Origin of the sequence: uncultured Maribacter sp. (assembly GCF_947500405.1) — a bacterium.
Taxonomy (GTDB): Bacteria; Bacteroidota; Bacteroidia; order Flavobacteriales; family Flavobacteriaceae; genus Maribacter_B.
The window spans coordinates 1-24604 of sequence record NZ_CANMRY010000012.1 but is presented as its reverse complement, the minus strand read 5'-3'; the positions used below and the strand labels follow the sequence as shown (position 1 = coordinate 24604).

24 protein-coding genes are annotated in these 24604 nt (G+C 31.4%); 13 read left to right on the top strand and 11 right to left on the bottom strand.

Annotated elements, in window-relative coordinates; all coding sequences use genetic code 11:
* Positions 1-798, top strand: a complete 798-nt coding sequence (locus Q0945_RS14590) for a lysophospholipid acyltransferase family protein (RefSeq protein WP_299435874.1) — start codon at positions 1-3, stop codon at positions 796-798.
* Here Q0945_RS14590 and Q0945_RS14585 read toward each other — a convergent pair.
* Positions 795-1445, bottom strand: coding sequence for a hypothetical protein (locus tag Q0945_RS14585; protein WP_299435871.1), 651 nt, complete (start codon positions 1443-1445; stop codon positions 795-797). The genes Q0945_RS14590 and Q0945_RS14585 overlap by 4 nt on opposite strands.
* Positions 1446-1448: 3 nt before the next feature.
* Positions 1449-1943: a sigma-70 family RNA polymerase sigma factor gene (locus tag Q0945_RS14580; RefSeq protein WP_299435868.1), complete on the bottom strand. Its 495-nt coding sequence runs from the start codon at positions 1941-1943 to the stop codon at positions 1449-1451.
* A 195-nt stretch (positions 1944-2138) separates the two neighbouring features.
* Between Q0945_RS14580 and Q0945_RS14575 the strand changes: the two genes are divergently transcribed.
* Both Q0945_RS14575 and Q0945_RS14570 read left to right on the top strand, forming a co-directional pair.
* Complete coding sequence (locus tag Q0945_RS14575; RefSeq protein ID WP_299435865.1) at positions 2139-3431, top strand: NAD(P)/FAD-dependent oxidoreductase; 1293 nt, start codon at positions 2139-2141, stop codon at positions 3429-3431.
* 83 nt (positions 3432-3514) lie between these two features.
* The gene (locus Q0945_RS14570; RefSeq protein ID WP_299435862.1) at positions 3515-3991 is read left to right on the top strand and encodes a hypothetical protein; all 477 of its coding nucleotides are present in this window, start codon (positions 3515-3517) and stop codon (positions 3989-3991) included.
* On the opposite strand, the gene xerD is transcribed toward Q0945_RS14570, so the two are convergent.
* Positions 3988-4884 carry a site-specific tyrosine recombinase XerD gene (gene xerD, locus Q0945_RS14565; RefSeq protein ID WP_299435859.1) on the bottom strand — a complete coding sequence of 299 codons (897 nt, stop codon included), beginning with the start codon at positions 4882-4884 and terminating at the stop codon, positions 3988-3990. The genes Q0945_RS14570 and xerD overlap by 4 nt on opposite strands.
* 178 nt (positions 4885-5062) lie before the next feature.
* Between xerD and Q0945_RS14560 the strand changes: the two genes are divergently transcribed.
* The 5 genes from Q0945_RS14560 to Q0945_RS14540 all read left to right on the top strand — a co-directional run bounded on the left by Q0945_RS14560 (position 5063) and on the right by Q0945_RS14540 (position 8037).
* The gene (locus tag Q0945_RS14560) at positions 5063-5662 is read left to right on the top strand and encodes a porin family protein (protein ID WP_299435856.1); all 600 of its coding nucleotides are present in this window, start codon (positions 5063-5065) and stop codon (positions 5660-5662) included.
* 176 nt (positions 5663-5838) lie between these two features.
* A complete protein-coding gene (locus tag Q0945_RS14555) occupies positions 5839-6363 on the top strand; it encodes a hypothetical protein (protein ID WP_299435853.1) in 525 nt (174 codons plus the stop codon).
* Between the two features lie 70 nt (positions 6364-6433).
* Positions 6434-6847: a type II 3-dehydroquinate dehydratase gene (gene aroQ / locus Q0945_RS14550; protein ID WP_298487146.1), complete on the top strand. Its 414-nt coding sequence runs from the start codon at positions 6434-6436 to the stop codon at positions 6845-6847.
* Entirely contained in the window at positions 6848-7570 is a 723-nt protein-coding gene (locus Q0945_RS14545) for a diphthine--ammonia ligase (RefSeq protein ID WP_299435849.1), read from the top strand.
* Positions 7571-7590: 20 nt separating this feature from the next.
* Positions 7591-8037: a GNAT family N-acetyltransferase gene (locus Q0945_RS14540; RefSeq protein WP_299435846.1), complete on the top strand. Its 447-nt coding sequence runs from the start codon at positions 7591-7593 to the stop codon at positions 8035-8037.
* 9 nt (positions 8038-8046) lie between these two features.
* Here the strand turns inward: Q0945_RS14540 and Q0945_RS14535 are convergent, their stop codons facing one another.
* The 4 genes from Q0945_RS14535 to Q0945_RS14520 all read right to left on the bottom strand — a co-directional run bounded on the left by Q0945_RS14535 (position 8047) and on the right by Q0945_RS14520 (position 11170).
* A complete protein-coding gene (locus Q0945_RS14535; RefSeq protein WP_299435843.1) occupies positions 8047-8331 on the bottom strand; it encodes a DUF3817 domain-containing protein in 285 nt (94 codons plus the stop codon).
* A gap of 64 nt (positions 8332-8395) precedes the next feature.
* A complete protein-coding gene (lpdA, locus tag Q0945_RS14530; RefSeq protein WP_299435840.1) occupies positions 8396-9787 on the bottom strand; it encodes a dihydrolipoyl dehydrogenase in 1392 nt (463 codons plus the stop codon).
* Positions 9788-9963: 176 nt separating this feature from the next.
* Positions 9964-10443 carry a peptide-methionine (R)-S-oxide reductase MsrB gene (msrB, locus tag Q0945_RS14525; protein ID WP_299435837.1) on the bottom strand — a complete coding sequence of 160 codons (480 nt, stop codon included), beginning with the start codon at positions 10441-10443 and terminating at the stop codon, positions 9964-9966.
* A 154-nt stretch (positions 10444-10597) separates the two neighbouring features.
* Positions 10598-11170 (bottom strand): collagen-like protein, encoded by a 573-nt coding sequence (locus tag Q0945_RS14520; protein ID WP_299435834.1) that lies wholly within the window; start codon positions 11168-11170, stop codon positions 10598-10600.
* Positions 11171-11333: 163 nt separating this feature from the next.
* Here Q0945_RS14520 and glgB point away from each other — a divergent pair, with 163 nt between their 5' ends.
* The 4 genes from glgB to Q0945_RS14500 all read left to right on the top strand — a co-directional run bounded on the left by glgB (position 11334) and on the right by Q0945_RS14500 (position 18036).
* Positions 11334-13229: a 1,4-alpha-glucan branching protein GlgB gene (gene glgB, locus Q0945_RS14515; protein WP_299435831.1), complete on the top strand. Its 1896-nt coding sequence runs from the start codon at positions 11334-11336 to the stop codon at positions 13227-13229.
* A gap of 99 nt (positions 13230-13328) precedes the next feature.
* On the top strand, positions 13329-15728 hold the full coding sequence (locus Q0945_RS14510; protein WP_299435828.1) for a glycoside hydrolase family 31 protein: 2400 nt from the start codon (positions 13329-13331) through the stop codon (positions 15726-15728).
* Positions 15729-15766: 38 nt separating this feature from the next.
* Entirely contained in the window at positions 15767-16576 is an 810-nt protein-coding gene (locus tag Q0945_RS14505) for a M48 family metallopeptidase (RefSeq protein ID WP_299435826.1), read from the top strand.
* Positions 16577-16647: 71 nt separating this feature from the next.
* On the top strand, positions 16648-18036 hold the full coding sequence (locus Q0945_RS14500) for an MFS transporter (protein WP_299435824.1): 1389 nt from the start codon (positions 16648-16650) through the stop codon (positions 18034-18036).
* A 49-nt stretch (positions 18037-18085) separates the two neighbouring features.
* Here the strand turns inward: Q0945_RS14500 and Q0945_RS14495 are convergent, their stop codons facing one another.
* The 4 genes from Q0945_RS14495 to Q0945_RS14480 are packed head-to-tail and all read right to left on the bottom strand — an operon-like array spanning position 18086 to position 21029.
* A complete protein-coding gene (locus Q0945_RS14495) occupies positions 18086-18811 on the bottom strand; it encodes a head GIN domain-containing protein (RefSeq protein WP_299435822.1) in 726 nt (241 codons plus the stop codon).
* A gap of 22 nt (positions 18812-18833) precedes the next feature.
* The gene (locus Q0945_RS14490) at positions 18834-19934 is read right to left on the bottom strand and encodes a hypothetical protein (protein WP_299436051.1); all 1101 of its coding nucleotides are present in this window, start codon (positions 19932-19934) and stop codon (positions 18834-18836) included.
* Positions 19915-20475 carry a hypothetical protein gene (locus tag Q0945_RS14485; protein ID WP_299435820.1) on the bottom strand — a complete coding sequence of 187 codons (561 nt, stop codon included), beginning with the start codon at positions 20473-20475 and terminating at the stop codon, positions 19915-19917. Before Q0945_RS14485 ends, Q0945_RS14490 begins: the two co-directional genes overlap by 20 nt.
* 2 nt (positions 20476-20477) lie before the next feature.
* On the bottom strand, positions 20478-21029 hold the full coding sequence (locus tag Q0945_RS14480) for an RNA polymerase sigma factor (RefSeq protein ID WP_299435818.1): 552 nt from the start codon (positions 21027-21029) through the stop codon (positions 20478-20480).
* A 261-nt stretch (positions 21030-21290) separates the two neighbouring features.
* Between Q0945_RS14480 and Q0945_RS14475 the strand changes: the two genes are divergently transcribed.
* A partial coding sequence (locus tag Q0945_RS14475) for a galactose oxidase-like domain-containing protein (RefSeq protein ID WP_299435816.1) occupies positions 21291-24604 on the top strand: 3314 nt, incomplete at its 3' end.

Here is a 24604-nt window from a genome sequence, read left to right as displayed (position 1 = left end):
ATGAGTTTATTTAAGAGAAACCCTTTTGGGCACATATTATTTATAAAAAAGTGGCTTATTCGTATAATGGCGCTAATTACGCACCAAAGATATAAGCGCTTTAATAAATTAGAAATAGAGGGTTCTGATATTATAAGAAACTTACCAAGCAAGAATGTTTTGTTTGTCAGTAATCATCAAACTTACTTTGCAGATGTTGTTGCTATGTTTCATGTTTTTAACGCTAGTTTAAGTGGTAGAGAAAATACTATTAAAAATTTAGGGTACATCTGGAAACCTAAATTAAACATGTATTACATTGCCGCAGCAGAAACCATGAAGAAAAACCTAATGACTAAGGTTTTTGCTTACGCAGGTTCTATTAGTGTAGAAAGAACATGGAGATCCGAAGGAAAGGATGTTAATAGACAAGTTAAAATGAGCGATATTTCTAGTATAGGAAAAGCTTTAGATGATGGTTGGGTAATAACTTTTCCGCAAGGGACAACAACACCTTGGAAGCCTCTACGTAAAGGAACATCACATATCATAAAAAAATATAAACCAATCGTAGTCCCTGTGGTTATTGATGGGTTTAGACGCTCTTTTGATAAAAAGGGGTTACGAATAAAAAAGAAAGGGATTTTACAATCTATGGTAATAAAAGAACCTTTAGAGATAGACTATGAGAACGAATCTTTTGATTCTATTATAGAAAAATTAGAATACGCAATAGAGCAGCATCCTTCCTTTTTAAAGGTAATTTCTAAAAAAGAATTAATGGCAATAGAAGAAGAAAATAAACAACGTGAGTTTTAAACTTCTAATCTTTTTAATTTGTTGTAATTTTTCTTTAGCTTTTTTAGCAGTCTTCCATAAAGTAGAAAATAAATAGCACCCATAAAAAGGGTAAGCAGGGTTCCAAAGATTCCGATACTTACCATTAAAGCAATTTTAATTTTTTCTGGAGGTAAATCACTTTTGGTATTATTAAATTCAGATATAGTTTGTAAAAAGTCTTCACTAATATAAATACCAATTATCATTAATAGTACCGTAAATAATATCATAGAAAGAGAAAAAATGACATAATTCTTAACTGTTTTTCTGGTTTTAATTATTTTTTGCATTAAAACTTTTGCATTCTCTAAAACAGAAATCTCTTTATATCTTTTATAAAACTGATAAATAAAATATATAATTACAGTATACTGTACTGCAGAAATTATGTAAAAATATTTTTTAAAGCCTAACGTATCGTAAATACTCATACTATCCTGAAAAGCAGGAATAAGTAACAGTAAATGGGGCAATGTAAATTCTAAAATACTTATGATTAATATCCATTTAACAATAGAGGAAGATTTTTTCCATGTCATGTTATGTATATCTTCATAAGACAGTTGGGGAATATCTTTATCCCTCTTTTGCCAGTCTTTTTTTAATAGTTCCAGTTCGTCCATCATCATCTAGGGGTTCAATATGGTTCTTAATTTTTTCTTTATTCTGTTCATTTTTACTCTTGCATTTACTTCAGAAATACCAAGAGTTTCAGAAATTTCTTTATAATCTTTATCTTCTAAATACATAAAAACTAATGCCTTGTCAATATCTCCAAGTTGCTTTACAGCTTTATACATTAATTTTAGTTGTTCTTCCTCTGTCGCATCATATTCATCTGCTTTTATTTTAAAAATAATAGAATCATAATCTTGTGTTTTAATGGTTCTTTTAGATTTTCTATAGAGTGTAATAGCAGTGTTTAAAGCAACTCTATACATCCAGGTACTAAATTTAGCTTCACCTCTAAATTTTGGATAAGCTTTCCACAATTGTATAGTTATTTCTTGGAAAAGGTCATTGTGTGCGTCTTTATTACTTGTATATAACGTACAAACTTTGTGAACAATGTTTTGATTGTTCTGTAAATCCGTCACAAATTGGTGTTCCAATTCTTTATTCACTCTTAAGTTGGTAGGTTGTTTTAGTATAAGTATGTACTAGTATTAATTTGTTACAAGATAAATTTAAAATAGTATTCATTACAAATATTATTATAGAGTAGTATACTTGTTTATGTAATTAAAAATAGAAAATGCATACATTGTTTTTTGGTTTTCTATTCGGTTAATCCTTAATTTTACATTATATCTTTATCTATGAATGTTCCTAAGTTAAGTTGTCCTAGAATAGTAATTATAGGAGGAGGTTTTGGTGGTTTATCACTAGCGCAAAAATTAAGTAAAAAAGATGTTCAAGTAGTTCTTTTAGATAAGCATAATTACCATACATTCCAGCCCTTATTATACCAAGTATCTACAGGAGGGTTAGAGCCAGATTCCATTGCGTACCCAATACGTAAAGTTTTAAAAGACTATTCTAATTTTTATTTTAGGTTGGCAGAAGTACAAGAAATATTGCCCGAAGAAAAATCTATTATAACAACAATAGGAAATTTAACGTATGATTATTTGGTTATTGCGACAGGTTCTGAGACTAATTTTTTTGGTAATAAAGAGATAGAGAAAAATGCAATGGCTATGAAGAGCATTCCTCAATCCTTAAATTTAAGGAGTTTAATTCTTGAAAATTTTGAACAAGCTTTATTAACAGATGAATTGCATGAGAGAGATGCATTAATGAATTTTGTTATTGTTGGTGGTGGTCCTACAGGAGTAGAGCTTGCCGGTGCATTAGCAGAAATTAAAAAAGGGGTTCTACCAAAAGATTATCCAGATTTAGATACCAGAAGAGCGCAAATAAATTTAGTGCAAAGTGGTAATTGTATTTTGCCAGGTATGAGTAAAAAGGCCTCTGAAAAAGCAGAAGAGTTTTTAGAAAAACTAGGTGTAGAAATTTGGACAAATACTAGAGTAACTAGTTATGATGGTAAGATGGTGACTACAAAAACAGACCTTATTTTTAATAGTGCAACGGTTGTTTGGGCAGCAGGAGTAATGGGGTCTACCATAAAAGGGATAGACGCGGAAGAATTATTAGCTCACGGTAATAGAATACGCGTAAATGAATTTAACCAAATACCAAGTTATCCAGAAATTTTTGCAATAGGAGATGTTGCATGTATAGAAAATAAAGATACGCCTAGAGGGCACCCAATGATGGCGCAGCCAGCAATACAACAAGGGAAAAACTTAGGAGAAAATTTAGTGCGTTTATTAGATGGGGAAGATTTAAAACCTTTTGCCTATAAAGATAAAGGCAGTATGGCTACTATAGGAAGAAATAAAGCTGTGGCAGACACTAAAAATTTTAAATTCCAAGGAATATTTGCTTGGTTTGTATGGATGTTTGTTCATTTGTTTTTTTTAATAGGATTTAGAAACAGAGCCATTGTATTTATAAATTGGGTGTATAACTATATTCGTTTTGATCGTGAAGCTCGTTTAATAATTAGACCATATAATAGAGACTACAGTCAGTTTAAAGATTAATGTTAAACATCTTGTTAAAGTAGTTGAATGTTTTATTTTTTGTAAGTGGTTACGTTATATTTGGTGACCAATAAGCATATTATATGAAATATTTTTTAAGCTTTACCTTGTTCCTTATTTCATTTTTATCCTATTCTCAAGAAAAAGAACTTAATAAAAAAAAAGTTAGTTTGCATAGTTGGTCTTATCCTTCGCTCCCCAATGGAGATACACATTCTTATTTTGATTTAGATTACAAAATAGATTCTCGTTTACAAATAGAACTTAGAGGATTTTATGATACCTATATATTAGCTAATGTTTCTAAATTTGATATAACTGCAAAAAAGTATATTACAAATAAGAGTTATGCATTTACAGGGCTAGGAATAATAATGGAAGAATCTAAAATGGGGCAAAAGAGCCCTAAACTTATTTCTAATTATTCTTATGGAGTAGGGGTAGATGTACATGAGAATTTGTTTTTAGAAGCAAGGCAACAAATACAAACTAATACTAATGTTCAGGGAGTTTATACTATACCTAAATTGTTTACATTAGGTGGTAAATTTAAGTTTTAATTCCTTGGATGAAACTTATGCATAACCTCTGCTAAATGGCTGCGGTCTACATGCATATATATTTCAGTTGTAGTAATACTTTCATGGCCAAGCATTTGCTGTATAGCTCTTAAATCTGCACCATTTTCTAATAAATGTGTAGCAAAAGAATGTCTAAACGTATGCGGACTTATATTTTTATGCAGCCCTATTTTTTCTGCTAATTGTTTTACTATAGTAAATATCATAGCTCTAGTTAGTTGCCTACCTCTACGGTTTAAAAACAAAGTATCTTCAAAGCCTTTTTTTATATCTAAGTGGGTTCGTATTTCTTTTTTATAAATAGATATGTATTTTTTATTTATAGCACTAATAGGTACAAAGCGTTGTTTATTACCTTTACCAGTAACTTTAATAAAATCTTCATCAAAATATAAATCAGAAATTTTTAAATCTACCAATTCAGTAACTCGTAATCCACAGCCATAGAGAGTTTCAATGATTGCTCGGTTACGTTCTCCTTCTGGTTTACTTAAATCTATAGCACCTATTAAGTGGTTTATTTCTTCTTCAGATAAAGTATCTGGTAATTTTCTTCCAATTTTTGGAGACTCTATTAAATCCATAGGATTGTCATCTCTATAATCCTCGAAAACTAAATAATTAAAAAAACTTTTTAGACCAGATATTATTCTTGCTTGTGATCTAGGATTTACCACTTTGGCAACTTCATAAACAAATTGTTGTATGGTTTCTTTGTTTATATTTAATGGCAGTGCTTTTAAGTTATATGAGGTAAGAAAAAGAGTTAGTTTTTCTACATCTAAAATGTAATTTTTAATAGAATTAGCAGATAAGCCTCTTTCTAGCTTAAGATAATGTTCAAAATCTTGTAAGGCCTGTTTCCAATTCATAAAAGTAAAGATAGTAATCCACTTTTTATTCTGCTATTTATTGCACTTAACCTACTATTTTTTTATAATGTTAAGAATGCCACATTTATTTGTAATTAAGTAATACATATTTTAAAGTACTTTTTTATTCAAATGCGTATAATTATGTACATTTGAGGCTCATTAAAACACTAATTTTATGAAAAAAAGTATTTATGTATTAGTAGCATTTTTAAGTTTAGGACTTATGCAAATGAATGCTCAAGTAATTCAAGGAACAACATCATCTTCTTCTAGCGATATTAGATTTGGAGGTAAAGTAGGTCTTAATATTTCTTCTTTAGGAGGGGATTCTAGGTATAGTTATGATTCTAAGCCAGGTTTTCATTTAGGAGCTGTATTAGAAGTTCCTTTTAGTGATAAGATAATTATACAACCAGAAGCTTTAGTTTCTTTACAAGGTAGTGGAGGTTTTTTTGAGGACGACTTAAATTTTTGGTATTTAACAGTACCTGTTATGGCAAAGTATAATGTTTGGGATGAATTATATATAGAAGCAGGACCTCATATAGGAGTTTTATTTGCAGATAATTTAGATGGTAATAGCTTTGGCGGTGGTGGTACAAACACCTTTTTAGAATCTAATACAATAGATTTTGGTTTAGGTGCTGGAGCAGGATACCGTTTAGATGACAATTTTTATTTTCAATTAAGATTTAGTGCTGGTTTTATAAATGCTATAAAGGACACAAAATCTAAAAATAGAGTATTACAAGTATCTGCGGTATACTTTTTGTAAATAAAAAGCAATAAATTATTAATTAAGCAGGAGTTTTCTCCTGCTTTTTTTGTGCTTTAAAATAAATATAAACTACTTAGTTTGTAGTTCTACCACTATATTTTTAACACTCACAACAAAAATGAGGTAATAGGGTATGTTGCAATTATATTTACGGCACTATAAATAAACCAATCATGAAAAAAAATGTATTTATCTTATTATTCACTTTTGTAACAGTAACATTAAGTGCGCAACGAAATGTAGATCGAACAAATTTTAGAGCAGGCCTAAATGGAGGAGTGGTAATAGGAGACTTTTCTGAAGATTATAGTTTTGGATTAGGTGTAGATATGTACCATCATTGGGGTGTTTCTAAAGCATTAGATATTGGAGTTACAACAGGTTTTTTTAATGCCTTTGGAGAGAAAGAAGTACCTAGTGGAAGCGTATCTATAGAATCAGGATTTGATAATCTTCAATACATACCATTAGGAGCTTCATTAAGAATATATCCTGGAAAAAATGTAGGTTTTAAATTTGGAAGTGATATTGGTTATGCAATAGGTATTGACAAAGGAAATGAAGGAGCACTTTATTTTAGACCTTCTTTAGGTATGGATCTTAGAGATGGTACTAATGAGGTTAATATTTCGTATTTTGTTGTTAATGATGATGTTCAATTTTCTTCAGTTATTTTAGAATATCTATTTCTTTTTTAATTTTCAATATTATTAAATAATGATGTAGTTTCTCTTCATTGCAAGGCATAATTATTTGTATTTTTATGTTATGAAAATTCTTATACTTAATGGGCCTAATTTAAACTTATTAGGAAAGCGTGAACCTGAGGTTTATGGTAAGCAAACTTTTGAAGAATATTTTAAGGTTTTACAATCTAAATTTACTACTGTTCAATTAGAGTATTATCAATCTAATATAGAAGGAGAGCTCATAGGAAAAATACAAGAAGTAGGTTTTTCTTATGACGGTATAGTTTTAAATGCAGCAGCTTATACGCATACATCTGTAGGCATAGGCGACGCTGTTAAGGCTGTGGAAACTCCTGTTATAGAAGTACACATATCTAACACACATAAAAGAGAAGATTTTAGGCATGTTTCCTATATATCTTCAGGAGCAAAAGGAGTAATTCTAGGGTTTGGACTTCAGAGTTATGATTTAGCAATCCAGAGTTTTTTGTAATTGAAAAAGGCTTATTTTAATTGGAGTAGTGGTAAAGATGCTATGCTTGCTTTAGACGAAGTTTTGGCAAGTAAGGAATATATAATATCTAAACTTGTAACTACTGTAAATACAGATTTTAATAGAGTTTCAATGCATGGCTTGTCTATAGATTTGTTAGAACAACAAGCAAAAGCTATAAGTATTCCCTTAGAAAAAATAGAATTAGCTGGTAATGTTAGTTTGCAAAGTTATAATAGCGCCATGAAAAAAGTTATGGAGAACCTAACTAGTCAAGGTTTTAAATATGCATTTTTTGGAGATATTTTTTTAGAAGATTTACGTGCATATAGAGAAGAAAAATTAGCCGAAGTAGGTGTAGAGGCTATATTTCCATTGTGGAAAAAAGATACAAAAAAGCTATTGCAGGAATTTTTAAAGAGAGGTTATAAAGCAATTACAGTTTGCGTTAATGCAAAATTATTAGACGTTTCTTTTTGTGGTAGAATTGTAGATGAAAGTTTTATTAATGATTTGCCAGAAAATGTAGATTTTTGTGGCGAAAATGGAGAGTTTCATACTTTTGTATACGATGGCCCAATTTTTAAAAACCCAATAGACTTTGCTATAGGAGAAAAAGTTCTTAAAAACTACACCTCTTCAAAGAATGATGATGATTGTTTTGTAGAAGACCCTTCCTGGGATACTTCTTTCTGGTATTGCGATTTAGTTTTGGTACAGTAAGCATGGGTATTTAATTAAAAATGAAATATCAATTAAAATACATCGATAAAAATCACAGATTCTATAAGCAAGCAGTAGAAATTAGAATTGCATGCTTTTTTAGAGGAATGCAAAATAGCACGGATTTAATAAATGATGCATTTGAGGAAAAAGGTTCTCATTTAATATATCTTAATGACCAAGACCAGGTATTAGGAACAGGTAGGTTAAATATAAAAAATACCAAGGCAATTATTTCTCAGATGGCAATTGATTTTCCTAGCCAGAAAAAAGGAATAGGTAAGCTTATTTTATTAGAGCTTTTACAAAAATGTAAGGAAAAGGAAGTTGCTGTAATAGAATTAAGTGCTCGTAAAACTGCAATTGCGTTTTATGAAAAATATGGCTTTAAGGTAGATGGAAAAGAATATGCATCTAAAAAGACAGGAATTATACATCAAAGAATGTTAAGAACCTCCCTTTTGTAGTAGCAAACTTTATTGCCCTTCGTTTTTTAAATACTTTTTATCAACATAAAAAGTAGCAAAAGGTAGTAGAGATGCTATTAGTAATATAAATAAGCGTTTTATACTCCATTTTTTTTCGAACCAAAAAATAATAGCTAATATAACGTAAGCTATAAAAAGAAAGCCATGGGCGTAACCTACAAGTTTATTAGGTTCTGGAATGTTTGCTAAATATTTAAGAGGCATGGTTAGTCCAAATAAAAGTAAATAAGAGACACCTTCTAAAATGGCTGTAAGTCTAAATATTTTAAGCATAAGTATATTGTATAAAAAAGCAGCAATAACAAAAAGGTATTGCTGCTCTGAATTTATTTTAATTTTATAAATGTATTACTTCGTCATAAGCATCCGCTACGGCTTCCATAACAGCTTCACTCATAGTTGGGTGTGGGTGTACAGCTTTTAAAATTTCGTGGCCAGTAGTTTCTAATTTACGTGCAACAACTGCTTCCGCAATCATATCGGTAACGCCTGCACCAATCATATGGCAACCTAGCCATTCGCCATATTTAGCATCAAAAATTACTTTTACAAAACCATCTGGAGTACCAGAAGCTTTTGCTTTACCACTTGCTGTAAAAGGGAATTTACCAACTTTAATATCTAAGCCTTGTTCTTTAGCAGCTTTTTCTGTTAAACCTACAGAGGCAATTTCTGGAGAACAGTATGTACAACCAGGAATATTGCTATAATCTAAAGCTTCAATATGCATTCCTGCAATTTTTTCTACACAAAGAATACCTTCAGCAGAAGCAACATGTGCTAAAGCTGGACCAGGAGTAATATCTCCAATAGCAAAGTAACCAGGAATGTTTGTTTGGTAAAAATCGTTTACTAAAATCTTATCTCTATCGGTAGCAATACCAACCTCTTCTAATCCTATATTTTCTATATTGGTTTTAATACCAACAGCAGAAAGAACTATATCGGCCTCTAAAACTTGTTCTCCTTTAGCAGTCTTAATAGTTGCTTTTACACCTTTTCCAGAAGTGTCTACAGATGTAACTTCGGCAGATGTCATTACTTTTATACCAGATTTTTTAAGACTACGTGCTAATTGCTTTGAAACATCTTCATCCTCTACAGGTACAATATTTGGTAAGTATTCTACAACAGTAACTTTAGTTCCCATAGCATTATAGAAATAAGCAAACTCAACTCCAATAGCACCACTACCAACAACTATCATTTCTTTAGGTTGCTTGTCTAGGCTTAGCGCTTGTCTGTATCCTATTATTTTTTTACCATCTTGTGGTAAGCTAGGTAGTTCTCTACTACGAGCACCAGTGGCAATAATAATATTTTGCGCAGCATACTCAGTAACTGAGCCATCTTCTGCAGTAACATCAATTTTTTTACCTGGTTTTAATTTCCCAAAACCATTAATTACTTCAATTTTGTTCTTTTTCATCAAGAATTGAACCCCTTTGCTCATTCCATCTGCAACATTTCTACTACGTTTTATAACAGCATCAAAATCTTTATCAATATTATCCGCTTTAAGTCCGTAATCTTCTGCATGTTTAAGATACTCAAATACTTGAGCAGATTTAATTAAAGCTTTAGTAGGTATACAACCCCAGTTTAAACAAATGCCACCAAGATTTTCTTTTTCTATAATAGCAGTTTTAAGCCCTAATTGAGAGGCTCTAATTGCAGCTACATAACCTCCAGGTCCACTACCTAAAACAATAACATCAAAAGTGCTCATATATCTATTTTTTTATATAAAATTTGAATAGCAAAAGTACGAAACCAATCTGAAAAGATATAATTCAAAATTAAATTAATATGTGTTACGTAGCACAAAGAGAAATGGGAATTAAAAAAACACCTATAGTAAGTTTAAATAGTATCTTGCTATAGGTGCTTTTATTTTTTACTAAATTATTTTTTTGGAACAAATTTTAAAGCCTCTCCATTTATACAATGTCTTTTTCCGGTAGTGTTTTTTGGTCCATCATTAAAAACATGTCCTAAATGTCCGCCACAGGTAGCGCAATGCTCCTCTGTTCTTTCATATCCAATTTTATAGTCTACATCAAAAGCTACATTTCCGTTAATTTCAGCATCAAAACTAGGCCATCCTGTTCCAGAATTAAATTTATTTTCACTTTTAAATAGAGGAGTGCTACAAGCTGCACATACATAAACGCCTTCTTTTTTGTTGTGTAGAAGTTTACTTGTGCCAGCAGGTTCAGTTCCCGCTTGCCTAAGAATATAGTATTGCATATCTGTAAGTTCTTTTCTCCATTCTGCATCCGTTTTAGAAACTTTAAAAGTCTCTTTTTTACCCTCTTTGTTTTGAGAAATTCCTTTGCAGCTGGTGGCTACAAAAAATAATACAACTATTATTTTTATATACATAATTTCTTTTCTATTAATAGACGTGTATAAACTACAAACCTTTCAGAGGAAAAGAGGCCAGTTTATATTAAATTTATTTTAATCCAAATTTTTCAACTTCATTTTCTTCTATTCCAATATTTTGTAATAAGTGTTTATATCTATTTAAGAGTTTTTATGGTACTTTTTTAATATCAGCTTCCTTTATATTTAAAGTACTTAAAACTGCTTCTAAATTAGAAGTGTCTAACTTGGAAACTTCCAATGCACTATTAGGTATAAACACAACTCTAAATAATTGATTATCTGTAAATTCTGTGCTGATATTGGCTAAGTTGAAATTTCCGTCAATAAAAATTTGAACATCTTTAGAGGTATGAGAATTTGTATATTGTATTGTTCCTTCATTTACAAAGAATGATTGTGGAATTAAACTCCATGCATCTTCGGAACTGCCATCTGCGAAATCTACAGTTCCATCATATCTATAAACTAATACAGCATCTCGAGAGAGAACCTCGAATTGATTATCATTAAAAAAATCAGAAAATGTTATTATTGTATCAAATATATTAGCATCAGAATCATAATTAAAATTTACATTGTCAATTTCAAACACTCTATTTTGTTCAGCATCAATCCCATCTTCACCGTCAAAGCCATCAAAACCAGGAGGTCCTTGTGGGCCCTCACAGGCAATCGTAATTAAACTTAAAATAACAATAATGTAGGCACCTATTTTTTTCATAATACTTTTTTTTAATTAGTAATCTAATTTCTTTTGTTTATTTTGTTAAAATAAATATATCAAAAAGCATTCCAACTTAAAAAACATAATTGTTTAACATTCAGTTTAAATACTGCGTTATTTGTTTAAAGTTGCTTAGCTTTACGATAAATACTACATAATTATGCCAAATGTTATTGCACATAGCTTGTTTTCAGATTTTGATATTAATTTATTTAAATCTGGAAAGCATTATAGATTATATGAAAAATTAGGATCTCATGTTATTGAGGTAAATGGTGTAAAGGGTACTTATTTTGCAGTTTGGGCGCCTACAGCAAGAACAGTATCTGTAGTGGGTAATTTTAACAATTGGAGTGATGGAGTACACGAATTAAATGTACGTTGGGATCAAAGTGGTATTTGGGAAGGATTTATCCCAAATGTTAATCATGGAGAAATATATAAGTATAAAATATTTTCTAATAATCATGGCGCAGTTACAGAAAAAGCCGACCCATTTGCTCGTTACTGTGAGCATCCACCAAGAACCGCATCTGTAGTTTGGGACAAGAAGTATACCTGGCAAGATAAAAAGTGGATGGGGTATAGAAAAGAAAAAAATAGTTTAGATAAACCTTATTCTGTTTACGAAGTACATTTAGGTTCTTGGAAAAAGAAAGCAGAAAATAAGTTTTTATCCTATGAAGAATTAGCAGATGATTTAGTGTCTTATGTTAAAGAAATGGGATTTACGCATGTAGAATTTATGCCTATAATGGAATACCCGTATGATCCTTCTTGGGGATATCAACTTACGGGTTATTTTGCACCAACTTCTAGATTTGGAGAACCAGAAGGTTTTAAATTATTAATAGATAAATTTCATCAAAATGATATAGGAGTAATTCTAGATTGGGTACCCTCACATTTTCCTGAAGATGCACATGGATTGGGCTTTTTTGATGGTTCTCATCTATACGAACATCCAGATAGAAGAAAGGGGTATCATCCAGATTGGAAAAGCTTAATTTTTAATTATGGAAGAAATGAAGTACGAGCATTTTTAATTAGTAATGCTCTTTTTTGGCTAGATCAATTTCATGCAGATGCTCTAAGGGTAGATGCTGTAGCTTCTATGATATATTTAGATTATTCTAGAGAAGAAGGGGAATGGGAACCAAATATGTATGGTAATAATGAGAATTTAGAAGCATTATCTTTTATAAGAGAATTAAACCAAACTGTTTATGAGAACTATGAAGGAGTACAAACAATAGCAGAAGAGTCTACCGCATTTACAGGTGTTTCTAAACCTGTTAACTATGGAGGTTTAGGTTTTGGAATGAAATGGATGATGGGTTGGATGCATGATACGCTTGAGTATTTTAAAAAAGAACCTGTTTATAGAAAACACCATCAGAATGATTTGTCTTTTAGCATGACTTATGCTTTTACAGAAAATTTTATGTTACCATTTTCTCATGATGAGGTTGTTTATGGCAAACAATCATTACTATATCGTATGCCAGGAGATGAGTGGCAGCGTTTTGCAAATCTAAGATTACTGTTTGGATATATGTATACGCACCCTGGGACAAATTTAATATTTATGGGTGGAGAATTTGGGCAATCTTCTGAATGGAATTTTCAGCAAAGTTTAGACTGGCATTTATTACAATATGATGTGCATTCCGGTGTGCAAAGTTTTGTGAAAGACTTAAATAAAATTTATAAAGAATGTCCAGCACTTTATGAGAAGCAGTTTAGTCCCGAGGGTTTCCAATGGATAGATTATGGGGATCACGAGAACTCAATACTTACGTATATAAGAAAAGGACATGATACAAAGAACGATATTTTTATCGCTTGTAATTTTACCCCAATTACTAGAGAGAATTATAGAATAGGAATTCCAAAGAAGGGTAAAATAAAAGAAATTTTTAACAGTGATGCAAAAAAGTATGGCGGTAGCGGTATTAAAAATGATGAAGTGAAAATCCAGAAAAAGAAGTGGCATGCTCATGAACAATCCATAGAAATAACTATTCCTCCTTTAGGAATCGTTATTTTTCAATAAAAAAAATGATTATATCGTTATAGTTAAAAAAAGGTAATAATAAGTTGTTATTATTAAGCGTTAAAGTCTTTTTTTTGTCAGTATTAAAATAGAATTGCTATGATTACAAATACAGAATTAGAATACAAAGGAAATTTATATCCAAATAAAATTGTATCTCTAAAACAAGATGCAGATAAGGTGTTTTTTACATCTGAAAATGGTGTGGTATTACAAATTACTGTTTTAAGAGACAGCGTGTTAAGATTTAGATACGCAACAGATTATATTTTTGAGCCCGATTTTTCATACGCAATAAGTGAAGATGCTAATAAAGGATATAATGTTTTAGAGGTAAGAGAGCAAGATACGGAGTATATTATTGAAACTGAAAAGTTAAAGGTTTTAGTAGATAAAAATACCATGCGAACTCAAATTTCAGATTTAGAAGGTAATATTATAAACGAAGATGAAATTGGTTTTCATTGGGAAGAAAATTATGAGTACGGTGGTAATGTCGTGAAAATGAGTAAAATTACCCAAAGTTCTGAGAGCTTCTATGGTATGGGAGATAAAGCTACGCATTCTAACTTAAAAGGGAAAAGAGTACATAATTGGGTTACCGATCAATACGCTTATGGAAAAGACCAAGATCCATTATATAAAGCAATACCGTTTTATATAGGGCTACATAATAACAAGGCATACGGAATATTTTTTGACAATACATTTAAATCCTATTTTGATTTTTCTCATGAAAGGAGAAATACTACTAGTTTTTGGGCAGATGGAGGAGAAATGAATTATTATTTTTTCTATGGGCCAGATATGCCTAAAGTAGTACGCGGCTATACAGATTTAACTGGAACCCCAGAGTTACCACCTTTATGGGCATTAGGGTACCACCAATCTAAATGGAGTTATTATCCAGAAAGTAGAGTTAAAGAAGTAGCTAAAAGTTTTAGAGATTTGCGTATCCCTTGTGATGCTATTTATTTAGATATAGATTATATGGATGGGTTTAGATGTTTTACTTGGGATAAAACAAAATTTCCTGACCCAAAACGTATGGTTGATGAATTATATGAAGACGGATTTAAAACCGTAACAATGATAGATCCAGGAATTAAGGTAGATCCAAATTATTGGGTATACCAAGAAGCTATGGAGAAAGATTATTTTTGTAAAAGAGCAGATGGTCCTTATATGAATGGTAAGGTATGGCCTGGTAAATGTAATTTTCCAGACTTTACTAATCCTGAAGTAAGAGAATGGTGGGCAGAATTGTATAAAGAAATGATGTCTGAAGTAGGAGTTCATGGAATGTGGAATGATATGAATGAACCTGCTATAATGGAAGTACCAGGGAAAACAGCACCTTTAGATATGAGACATGATTATGATGGAAACCCTTGTAGCCATAGAAAAGCACATAATATTTATGGAATGCAAATGGTTAGAGCTACTTACGAAGGTGTTAAAAAACATGTTTATCCAAAACGTCCCTTTGTAATAACTAGAGCAGCTTATTCTGGAACGCAAAGATATTCTTCTACTTGGACAGGAGATAATGTTGCAACATGGGAACACCTATGGATTGCAAATGTCCAAATGCAACGTATGTGTTTAAGTGGTATGTCTTTTGTAGGGTCAGATATAGGTGGTTTTGCAGAACAGCCAAATGGAGAACTTTTTGCTAGATGGATTCAATTAGGAGTGTTTCACCCTTTTTGCAGAGTGCATTCTAGTGGAGATCATGGAGATCAGGAACCTTGGTCTTTTGATCCAGAGGTTACAGATATTGTGCGTAAGTTTATAGAGTTAAGATATCAATTACTGCCATATTTGTATACCATGTTTTGGAAATATTCTAAAGAGAAAATGCCAATGTTAAAATCTCTGGCATACTTTGATCAAGAAGATTCGCAAACGCATTTTAGAACAGATGAGTTTATATTTGGAGAACATATTCTAGTTTGTCCAGTGCAAGAACCAAATGCAAAAGGAAGAAGAATGTATATTCCTAGAGGTAAATGGTTTAATTTTTGGACAGAAGAGATAGTTGATGGAGGTACAGAAAAATGGGTTGCAGCAGATATTGATAAAATACCACTATTTATAAAAGAAGGGGCTATGATTCCTAAATACCCAGTACAACAATATGTTGGGGAAAAAGAAATTAAGGAATTAGTGATAGATGTATATTATAAACTTGGTACGGAGAATTCTACGGTTTATGAAGATGCACAAGATGGGTATGATTATGCAAAAGGGAGGTACAGCCTTAGAAACTTTAAATTAGTTGGTAAAGAAACTCAATTAAGTATACAGCAATTTAAAAGTGGTACTTATATAACATCTTATGAGACTATTAAGTTAAATTTACATGGTTTACCTTTTAAAATAAAGGAAGTATCCATAGACAATGAAAAAGTTTTTCTGAACGATATAAAACATAATGAAACCAATTCTATTATAATTAGTAAAGATTTTACTGGGTTGAATATTAAGGGAAAATAATTTTTTTGTATTTTCCCAAATACTAAACACTACATATCATGAAAAAAATAATTTTAATTCTTGTTGTTTTCTTAGGAGTAACAGCATGTAAAACAAACCCTTTTACAGGTAAAAAAGTCTTAAACTTTTATCCTAATAGTCAAATATTTCCTACTGCTTTTGCGCAATATGATAGTTTTTTAGGAGAAAATAAGGTTATTAAAGGTACTGCAGATGCCAATACTATAACCAAAGTTGGGCAGCGTATTTCTTCTGCTGCAGAACGTTGGCTAACTGCAAACGGATACCCAGGTTATTTACAAGATTATAAATGGGAGTATAATTTGGTTGATGATGCAACAGTAAATGCATGGTGTATGCCAGGTGGTAAAATAGTTTTTTACACAGGGATTTTACCAATTACGCAATCGGAAAGAGGAATCGCTGTTGTAATGGGGCATGAAGTTGCCCATGCTTTGGCTGATCATGGAGCGCAACGTATGAGTGCTGGAGCAATACAACAAGGTGTTGCAGTTGCGGGTAATATTGCAATACAAGATGAACAAAAAAGAAATATGTTTAATCAAGCATACGGGATTGGTTCTCAGTTAGGAGTTATGTTGCCATTTAGTAGAAGTCATGAAACAGAAGCAGATAGAATAGGTTTGCAAATAATGGCAATTGCTGGTTATGACCCATCAGAGGCAGCAGATTTATGGAGAAGAATGAAAGCAAATAGTGGAGGGGAAGCACCACCAGAATTTATGAGTACGCACCCATCTAACGATACAAGAATAGCTAATTTAACAGAGTGGGCGCCCTTAGCAAAGCAAGAAGCAGCTAAATTTGGAGTAGTAACATTTAGGTAAAAAAATAGTATTTTAATTGTATATTTAAAGACCGTTCTAAAAAAGAATGGTCTTTTTTTTTTAGACTAGATATGGCAAAAACAATAGCATTGAAAGGGAGTAAAAAATTATTAAATGCATGGGCTTTTTATGACTGGGCTAATTCTGTTTATAGTCTAGTAATTTCTTCAGCAGTATTTCCCATTTTTTATGGCACCCTGTTTAGGATGGAAGGTATAGAAAAAGTTGGTGTTTTTGGTGGGGAAATTGCTAGAGCACCATTAATTAGCTACACAACATCTGCTGCATTTGTTTTTATAACAATTATAATTCCTTTGCTTTCAGGAGTAGCAGACTATTTAGGGAATAAAAAAATATTCATGAAATTCTTCTGCTACCTTGGGGGAATATCATGTATGGGTTTATATTGGTTTTCTTTAGAAAATATATATATAGGCTTAGCATGTTATTTTTTTGGATTAGTTGGTTTTTGGGTAAGTTTTGCAATTAATAATTCTTATTTACCAGATGTTGCATATGAGGAGCAGCAAGATGCTATTAGTGCAAAAGGCTTCTCTTTAGGGTATATAGGAAGTGTTTTATTGCTAATAGTGAATTTAGCTATGGTAATGCAACCCAGTTTTTTTGGGTTCGATTTAAGTATACCAGAGAGTGTAATGCAAGGAGGGGTAGAGTCCAAGATAAACGCAGCAAAAGAATTAGCAAAAAATAATGCTTCTATAGAAGCTATGAAAGTATCTTTTTTAAGTGTGGGTATTTGGTGGATAATTTTTGCGCAGTATACTTTTTATCATCTTCCAACGGGGAATAAAAAAGAAGGAGAGAAGAAAAATATTATTTTTAACGGGTTTAAAGAATTAAAATTAGTTTGGCATCAATTAGGAAATGAGGTAAAATTAAAGCGGTATCTATTTGCTTTTTTTGTGTACAGTATGGCAGTACAAACAGTAATGCTTATTGCTACTTATTTTGGAGAAGAAGAAATTAATTGGGGGACAGATGCAGAGCGTACTATAGGGTTAATTGTTAGTATTCTTGTAATACAAATAGTAGCTATTTTAGGAGCAACATTAACGGCTAGAGCATCCAAAGTATTTGGGAATATAAAAACTTTAATTGTAGTAAATGCATTATGGGTTCTAATATGTATTTATGCATATTTTGTTATTACTCCTATGAACTTTTATATTGCAGCTGGGTGTGTAGGTATGGTAATGGGAGGTATACAGGCATTATCTAGATCTACCTATTCTAAGTTTATTCCGGAAACAACAGATACAGCATCTTTTTTTAGTTTTTATGATGTGGCAGAAAAAATAGGAATTGTAATTGGAACCTTCCTTTATGGTTTTGTAGCACAATACACAGGGAGTATGCGTAATGCTATAATCTTTTTAGGAATTTTCTTTTTAGCAGGAATGCTATTATTAACTAAAGTTGAAAAAGTAAAAAACCTCTAATGAAGAGGTTTTTGGATTTGATTATAGATGTTGATTGTGAATAAACTCCTTATTCTTTAGTGATATCTCCTGAACCAGAAACTTTAGTATCAATTTTTACTGGATTGCCTTTGTAATTTATATCTCCAGAGCCAGATACTCTAGCTTTAAGTTTTTGTTTTGCGGTTACTTTAATATCAGCAGAACCAGAAATAGTAGCGTTTACATTATCAGCAATTAGATCAAAGGCTTTTATGTCACCGCTTCCAGATATGGTTGCGTCAAAATTAGTAGTGCTACCACTTAAATTAATATCTCCAGAGCCAGACATGGAGGCATTTATAGTGCTGCTGTTAATGTCTAATGTAATATCTCCGGAACCAGACATAGCTGTATTAAAGTTGGTTGTATTTATAGTTGTTTTGCCAATAATATCTCCAGAACCAGATAAGCTAACAGCATTAATAGTCTTTACAGGTACTGTAATTACTATACCATCATTCCATGAAGATGGTTTTAAATTAATCCCTTTTTCTACTTTAATAACTAGTTTGTTATTCTTTACTTCTGTTTTAATGTATTCTAATAAATTTTCTTCTCCTTTTATGGTAATTTCACCTTCGTTACCATCTACTATATTTACGTCGAACCAACCAGAAACAGCAATAGCATCATAATCACTTGTAGTTCTGTTTATTCTGGTTACATTCCCATTCCCTTTAATTCTTTTTTCCCATTGCGCTACACATGAAGTACACATTAAAACTGTTAAACTTAAAATTGCTATTTTTTTCATTTTTAATTGATTTTTGATTGATTTAATTTGTTTTCTTTATAAATGAAATACCACCATATTCACTGTTAATAGATACTTTGTTTCCACTATTATTGCTACCGTAATACCCTTTGTAATATTTCTTGGAAGATTTTTTAGTACTTATGCTAATTTCAAAATTTTCTTTTCCGCTAACACCTGCATATTCGGTGGAGATTTCAAAATCAAAATAATATTGTGGGTTGTAACCAATTTTTATACCAGTATAGTCACTATTAATAGAAAGGTTCCCTGCATCTTTTGCCATTTCTTTAATTTGTATAGCTCCATAATCTGAAGTTAATTTTACATTGCCATGAATAGTTCCAAGTTTTACGTTTATATAATCTCCATTACCTTGAACATTATTTGCTTCACCAATATCTATTTTTCCATAATCACTTGAATATTCTAAGTTTTTCATAGAGTTGACAGTGGAATTTGTATAATCGGCCTTTATAATAAGGTTGCCGGCTTTCTGAATAGTGAAACCTGAGTAGTCTGCTGTAATAGTGCCACTATTAATATAATCGAAAGTAGATTTAGATGTATAATCAAAATTTAAAACATTATTTCTTCCATGAAGTTCACCTATATCTAATCTTCCGTAATCACAATAAATTTTAGCGTGTCCATCAATCCTATCAAGTATTATGTTTCCATAGTCATTAGAAAGGTTTACACTATTTTTAATAGGTAATTTAATAGTGTAGTTAATTTGCATGTTAACATTATTGTTGTTTCCCCAATTCCAACCCCAACTACTATTTTTAGAACTATTGAATATGGTTTTTGCAGACACTATACTAGAACTGGTATCAAAATCAACAGTAATTGATTCTAGCTTCTTTTGAACCTTTTCTTCGTTATTGCCATTTGTCTTAATATGGATTTCTATAAGAACTCGATTTTCATTCCAAGAAGTAATATTAAGATTGCCATAACTATTGTCAACCTTTAATAAAGCATCAGAATTAACAGTAAATTCTTTTTTTATGGTTTTTTCTTTGGAGTATTTTCCTTTAGGTTTTTTATGCTTCCCCAAGCATAAAACAGGAGCTAATAAAAAAATAAGAGTTGTATATTTAAATAGTAAAGTTTTCATCATATGTATTTTTTAATTTTTTTGCGGTCTCAACTTGATTAAGAACATCATTTAATAAATCTATTCTTGTTTGAAAATTAGTAATCATAGCACTTAATATAAGTTTGCTATTACCTCCATTTATTAAATCTTGTTCTAGTTGAGCATAATTTTTCTGTAGTTTGTTTAATTGAAAAAGAGTGTCTTCAATTATCTTTTTTGTTTCTGGTGTATTTTCTTTTTCTAATTCTTTTATTTGTTCTTCAATTAAACTGGTAAAGTATATTTGTGATTTAGAAACTTCTGGAGAAATCTTTGCTACTTGTTCCTCTATAGTAGTTTCATTATTTAATCCAGTAATAGCAAGAAAGCTTATTAGAGCAATGGATGCAGCTATAGATAAAGGTTTCCAGAAAGATATATTCTTTTTAGAACTGGTTATAACAGATTCTTTTTCTTGTAATTTGTCTAAAAACCTATTTTGATGTCCTTCTTGTGGTTCATTTATATCAAAAGCACCTTCAAGATTAGTAAATAATTTATTTATACTGTCTTTTTCCATTATTAAGCAATTAACATTTTTTGTCTTAAACTTTCTTTAGCTCTTGAAATTGTTGTTCTACAGTTTGCATAGCTTAAATTCATTATTTCTCCAATTTCATCATAATCATATCCTTCTATTAAATGTAAGGTCAAAGAAATTCTGTAATTGTCTTTTAGTTTTTTCATGGTTTCCAACACTTTCTGAGCCTTTAGTTCTGTAAACACATGATCAGAAGAAATTCCATTATTATCCTCGACCTTGTACATTGTATCTTCAAAAGCAACTTCTTTATTTTTTTGTTGCTTTCTATAATGATAAATACTTTTGTTAATTACAATTCTCTTTAACCAAGAACCAAAGCTTACTTCTGCTTTAAATGTATGTAATTTCGTAAACGCGTTCAAAAACGACTCTTGCATAATATCTTCAGCTTCTGCACTATGTTTTACAATTCTAAGAGCAGTGTTGTACATTGCCTTGTAATAGAGGTTGTAAACTTCTAGTTGCGCACTTTGCTTACCTTCTAAGCATAATAGCAATAGATTATCAATATTTTCTCTTTTTTGGCTCAAAAAGTGATTGGTTTATTTAAAAGATGTTGCAAATTATATTTTGTTACAGTTTAGTGAAAAAGATTTTTTAATTATAAAATTTAAATACTTATTAGATAATCAATTTTTTTTATAACTACTTGTTGATGTGTATTTTATCGATTATTTATGAAAATTGTCGATAAAATGTACTACTTCATCGAAGTATCAATCTTTCAATATACATTAGCCATATCTAAAAAAAGGACCTCACTATTTTGTTATTTTAAAAGTTGTTTTAATATGGGAAACCTTTTCGTTCCTAGAATTTTATTTTTTTTTATACTATTCAACATTACACTAGTAGTAGCTCAGTCACCCAATCAAGATGGTCAATGGAGTGAGCCTATTTCTTTTGGGATTGTACCTGTTGCTGTTGCAAATTTACCAGACGGTAAGTTAATAACTTGGTCTTCTCAATTTAGGAATACATTTATAGAAACTGGAGACGGTATGACGTATACTGAGATTTTTGATCCTTTTTTAGGGCAAAATGGTCAAGCTTTGGGAGAAACAGTTACTAATACGAATCATGATATGTTTTGTCCAGGGATAAATAATTTACCAGACGGTAGGATTCTATCTGCAGGAGGAACAAGTAGTGAACGTACCAGTATTTATAATCCTATTACAGGATTATGGAGTGTCGGGCAGGATATGAATATTCCAAGGGGTTATCAAGGAAATACAACACTTTCAGATGGATCTGTTTTTACTATTGGCGGATCTTGGAGTGAAGGGGATACTGTGAACGGAGGAAAAGATGCAGAGCTTTGGTCTCCGTCTACTGGGTGGGTTTTACTTCCCGGACTGAAAAATGAAATACTTTGGAATTCTAATGATCTGTTACAAGAAAGTAGAGGTTTTTATAGAGTAGATAATCATGTTTGGCTATGGGCTGCACCAAATGGTAAAATTTTTCATGCAGGACCAGGGGAAAGAATGCATTGGATTGATGTTTCTAATGGAGGTTCTTTTTTGGATGCTGGTAAAAGAGGTACGGATACATATTCCATGAAAGGAACTACTGTAATGTTTGACATTGGAAAAATTTTAAAAGTTGGTGGCTCTGAATCTTATGATAGTAATACCCCAGCAAAAGATAATTCTTATGTAATTGATATTAATACAATAACACCAGTAGTTACACCTACAGCAAATACCCTTGCTTATTCTAGAACCATGCATAATAGTACGGTTCTTCCTAATGGGGAGGTTTTTGTTACAGGAGGATTGGATGAAGCTATTGTTTTTTCTGACTCAGGAGCCCGCCTTACGGCAGAAATATATAACCCTCAAACTAATTCTTGGAGAAGTGTATCAGATATGGCTATACCTAGAACGTATCATAGTGTTGCTATACTTATGACAGATGGAAGAGTTTTTGTAGGAGGAGGAGGCCTATGCGATGATACTGAAGGATGTAATAACCATTTTAATGCAGAAATATATAGCCCACCTTATTTATTTAATACTAATGGGAACTTAGCAGTTAGACCCATAATTAGTGCACCAGATGAAGCGAATTATAATGCTAATATTTCTGTTACGGGAAGTTCTGATGTGCAATCTTTTAATTTAATTCGATTTTCAGCTGCTACCCATAGTACAAATAATGAACAAAGAAGGATCCCTGTTACTCATACAGGTTCCAATGGTTCTTATTCTATTTCTATACCTGGAAGAAATTTATTGCCTCCAGGTTATTATATGCTTTTTGGAATAGATAGTAATGGAGTGCCTAGTATAGCAGAAACTGTTAAAATAGGCGATGCTATTCCTTTGGATATTCCCAATTCTAATTTAGTTCTTGATTTAAATTTCGATGAAACTTCTGGAACTGTTGTATCAGATGCATCTATATATGGGAATCATGCATCTATTGTTGAAAAAGATAATAATGGAAATTTTGTAACTCCTGGACAATATTCTTGGGATTCAGGTTTAATTAATGGAGCACTTTCTTTTAATGGATTAGAGTTTAATAGTAATAGTTTAATTGATATTCCAAACACTGCCTCATTAAATACAATAGAAGAAGAAATTACTGTTATGGCTTGGGTTTATAGAAATTCTTCAGGAAGTATAATCCCTCAAACTGGAAAAGTTGCTAATGCTGGAATATTTAGTCACGATTATACAAACACACTTTTTTTTGGATTTCATAATACTCTTTATAAATGGGCTTTTATCACGGAGAATGGAGCTGTGGATTTGTACGCTGGTTACTCACCTTTAAATAGTTGGGTACATATTGCAGCTACTTATAACGGGGAAACTGCAGTTTTATATGCGAACGGAGAAGAGATTGCTAAAAAAAATATAACAGGAAAAATATCCTTATTAAAGGACGGAAGCTTAAAGTCTAGATATACATCTTCTGGATTTCATGATGATAGGTTAGCGTCAGAAAAACCTTTTTATGCTAACAATAGCAATATTACGGATGAAATAAATGGTAAAATAGATGAACTTAAGGTATATAATAAAGCCTTAGGGCAAGAGGAAATAAGAAATATTTTTAAAGAAGGACAATTAACTGGAAATTCAACGATAGCTAATTGTCCTGAAGGAGTAATAATCGCTCAATTTAGAATTGGTGCTACTGGGGCATGGCAAACAGGTAATAATATTAATGTCTTAGAAGGTGAAGAGGTGTATATAAGAGCTTTAACTACCAATAATGAGTATTTTGTTACAACACCTCAGATAGATGGCCCTACTTTTAATTCTAATGGGAATCCTAATTTTATTTACAAAATAGATACAGGCGTTCATGATTTTGGAAACCCGGAACGTAATAATGGCTTAGTCGATTATAGTAACAAGGGGCAGTTTGTTTTAACTACGGCTCAGGGGTGCGCAACAGTTGTTAACTTAAATGTTACAGGAACTTGCGATATTGATGATACACAAATAATTACTGAATATCAAGTAAATGGCACTTGGTTTAGTGGAGAAGAAACACTTACTATAAATGAGGGCGATGCATTAGTTTTAAGTGCGTTACCAAATGCGGTAGAAGGTAACCCGTTAAATATTAGTATTACATTACCAAATGGAACAATAGTAAGTGATAATTATTATTTGGAAAATGTAGAATTAAATAACCAAGGCTCTTATGTGTTATCTTCTGAAGAAGGTTGTTCAGTAATTTTAGATTTGATTATTGTTTCACAAATTTGCTCTACATATAATGTAACTTATCAAGTAAACGGAACAGGTGATTTTATTGAAGCACAGCCTAATGTAACATTGGAGGATGGAGAAGAAATTAGTCTAGGGTTAAATACTGGTTTTGTTGACTTTTCTATCAGTGGGCCAAATGGAAATATAAAACCAATGAACACGCAGAATTTAGATATTGAAAATATTACGAGTGCTGATAGTGGTACTTATATTTTTACTACAGTTGAAGGGTGCATTTATAATTTTGAGGTTCAGGTTAACGCTCCTGGTACTTGTAATAATAGTTTAAAAAACGATAATAATTCAATAATTTTATTGTCGGGTAGTAATGTATCAGGATTAGATGAGGTTATAGGAACTTCAATTAA

Excerpts from the sequence above, each read along its gene's own strand:
- msrB (WP_299435837.1), bottom strand. The coding sequence starts at position 10,443 with ATGTATATAAAAATAATAGTTGTATTATTTTTTGTAGCCACCAGCTGC.
- Q0945_RS14540 (WP_299435846.1), top strand. The coding sequence starts at position 7,591 with ATGAAATATCAATTAAAATACATCGATAAAAATCACAGATTCTATAAG.
- Q0945_RS14490 (WP_299436051.1), bottom strand. The coding sequence starts at position 19,934 with ATGAAAACTTTACTATTTAAATATACAACTCTTATTTTTTTATTAGCT.
- xerD (WP_299435859.1), bottom strand. The coding sequence starts at position 4,884 with ATGAATTGGAAACAGGCCTTACAAGATTTTGAACATTATCTTAAGCTA.
- lpdA (WP_299435840.1), bottom strand. The coding sequence starts at position 9,787 with ATGAGCACTTTTGATGTTATTGTTTTAGGTAGTGGACCTGGAGGTTAT.
- Q0945_RS14575 (WP_299435865.1), top strand. The coding sequence starts at position 2,139 with ATGAATGTTCCTAAGTTAAGTTGTCCTAGAATAGTAATTATAGGAGGA.
- Q0945_RS14485 (WP_299435820.1), bottom strand. The coding sequence starts at position 20,475 with ATGGAAAAAGACAGTATAAATAAATTATTTACTAATCTTGAAGGTGCT.
- aroQ (WP_298487146.1), top strand. The coding sequence starts at position 6,434 with ATGAAAATTCTTATACTTAATGGGCCTAATTTAAACTTATTAGGAAAG.
- Q0945_RS14510 (WP_299435828.1), top strand. The coding sequence starts at position 13,329 with ATGATTACAAATACAGAATTAGAATACAAAGGAAATTTATATCCAAAT.
- Q0945_RS14495 (WP_299435822.1), bottom strand. The coding sequence starts at position 18,811 with ATGAAAAAAATAGCAATTTTAAGTTTAACAGTTTTAATGTGTACTTCA.
- Q0945_RS14500 (WP_299435824.1), top strand. The coding sequence starts at position 16,648 with ATGGCAAAAACAATAGCATTGAAAGGGAGTAAAAAATTATTAAATGCA.
- Q0945_RS14585 (WP_299435871.1), bottom strand. The coding sequence starts at position 1,445 with ATGATGGACGAACTGGAACTATTAAAAAAAGACTGGCAAAAGAGGGAT.
- Q0945_RS14505 (WP_299435826.1), top strand. The coding sequence starts at position 15,767 with ATGAAAAAAATAATTTTAATTCTTGTTGTTTTCTTAGGAGTAACAGCA.
- glgB (WP_299435831.1), top strand. The coding sequence starts at position 11,334 with ATGCCAAATGTTATTGCACATAGCTTGTTTTCAGATTTTGATATTAAT.
- Q0945_RS14560 (WP_299435856.1), top strand. The coding sequence starts at position 5,063 with ATGAAAAAAAGTATTTATGTATTAGTAGCATTTTTAAGTTTAGGACTT.
- Q0945_RS14555 (WP_299435853.1), top strand. The coding sequence starts at position 5,839 with ATGAAAAAAAATGTATTTATCTTATTATTCACTTTTGTAACAGTAACA.
- Q0945_RS14520 (WP_299435834.1), bottom strand. The coding sequence starts at position 11,170 with ATGAAAAAAATAGGTGCCTACATTATTGTTATTTTAAGTTTAATTACG.
- Q0945_RS14535 (WP_299435843.1), bottom strand. The coding sequence starts at position 8,331 with ATGCTTAAAATATTTAGACTTACAGCCATTTTAGAAGGTGTCTCTTAT.
- Q0945_RS14590 (WP_299435874.1), top strand. The coding sequence starts at position 1 with ATGAGTTTATTTAAGAGAAACCCTTTTGGGCACATATTATTTATAAAA.
- Q0945_RS14570 (WP_299435862.1), top strand. The coding sequence starts at position 3,515 with ATGAAATATTTTTTAAGCTTTACCTTGTTCCTTATTTCATTTTTATCC.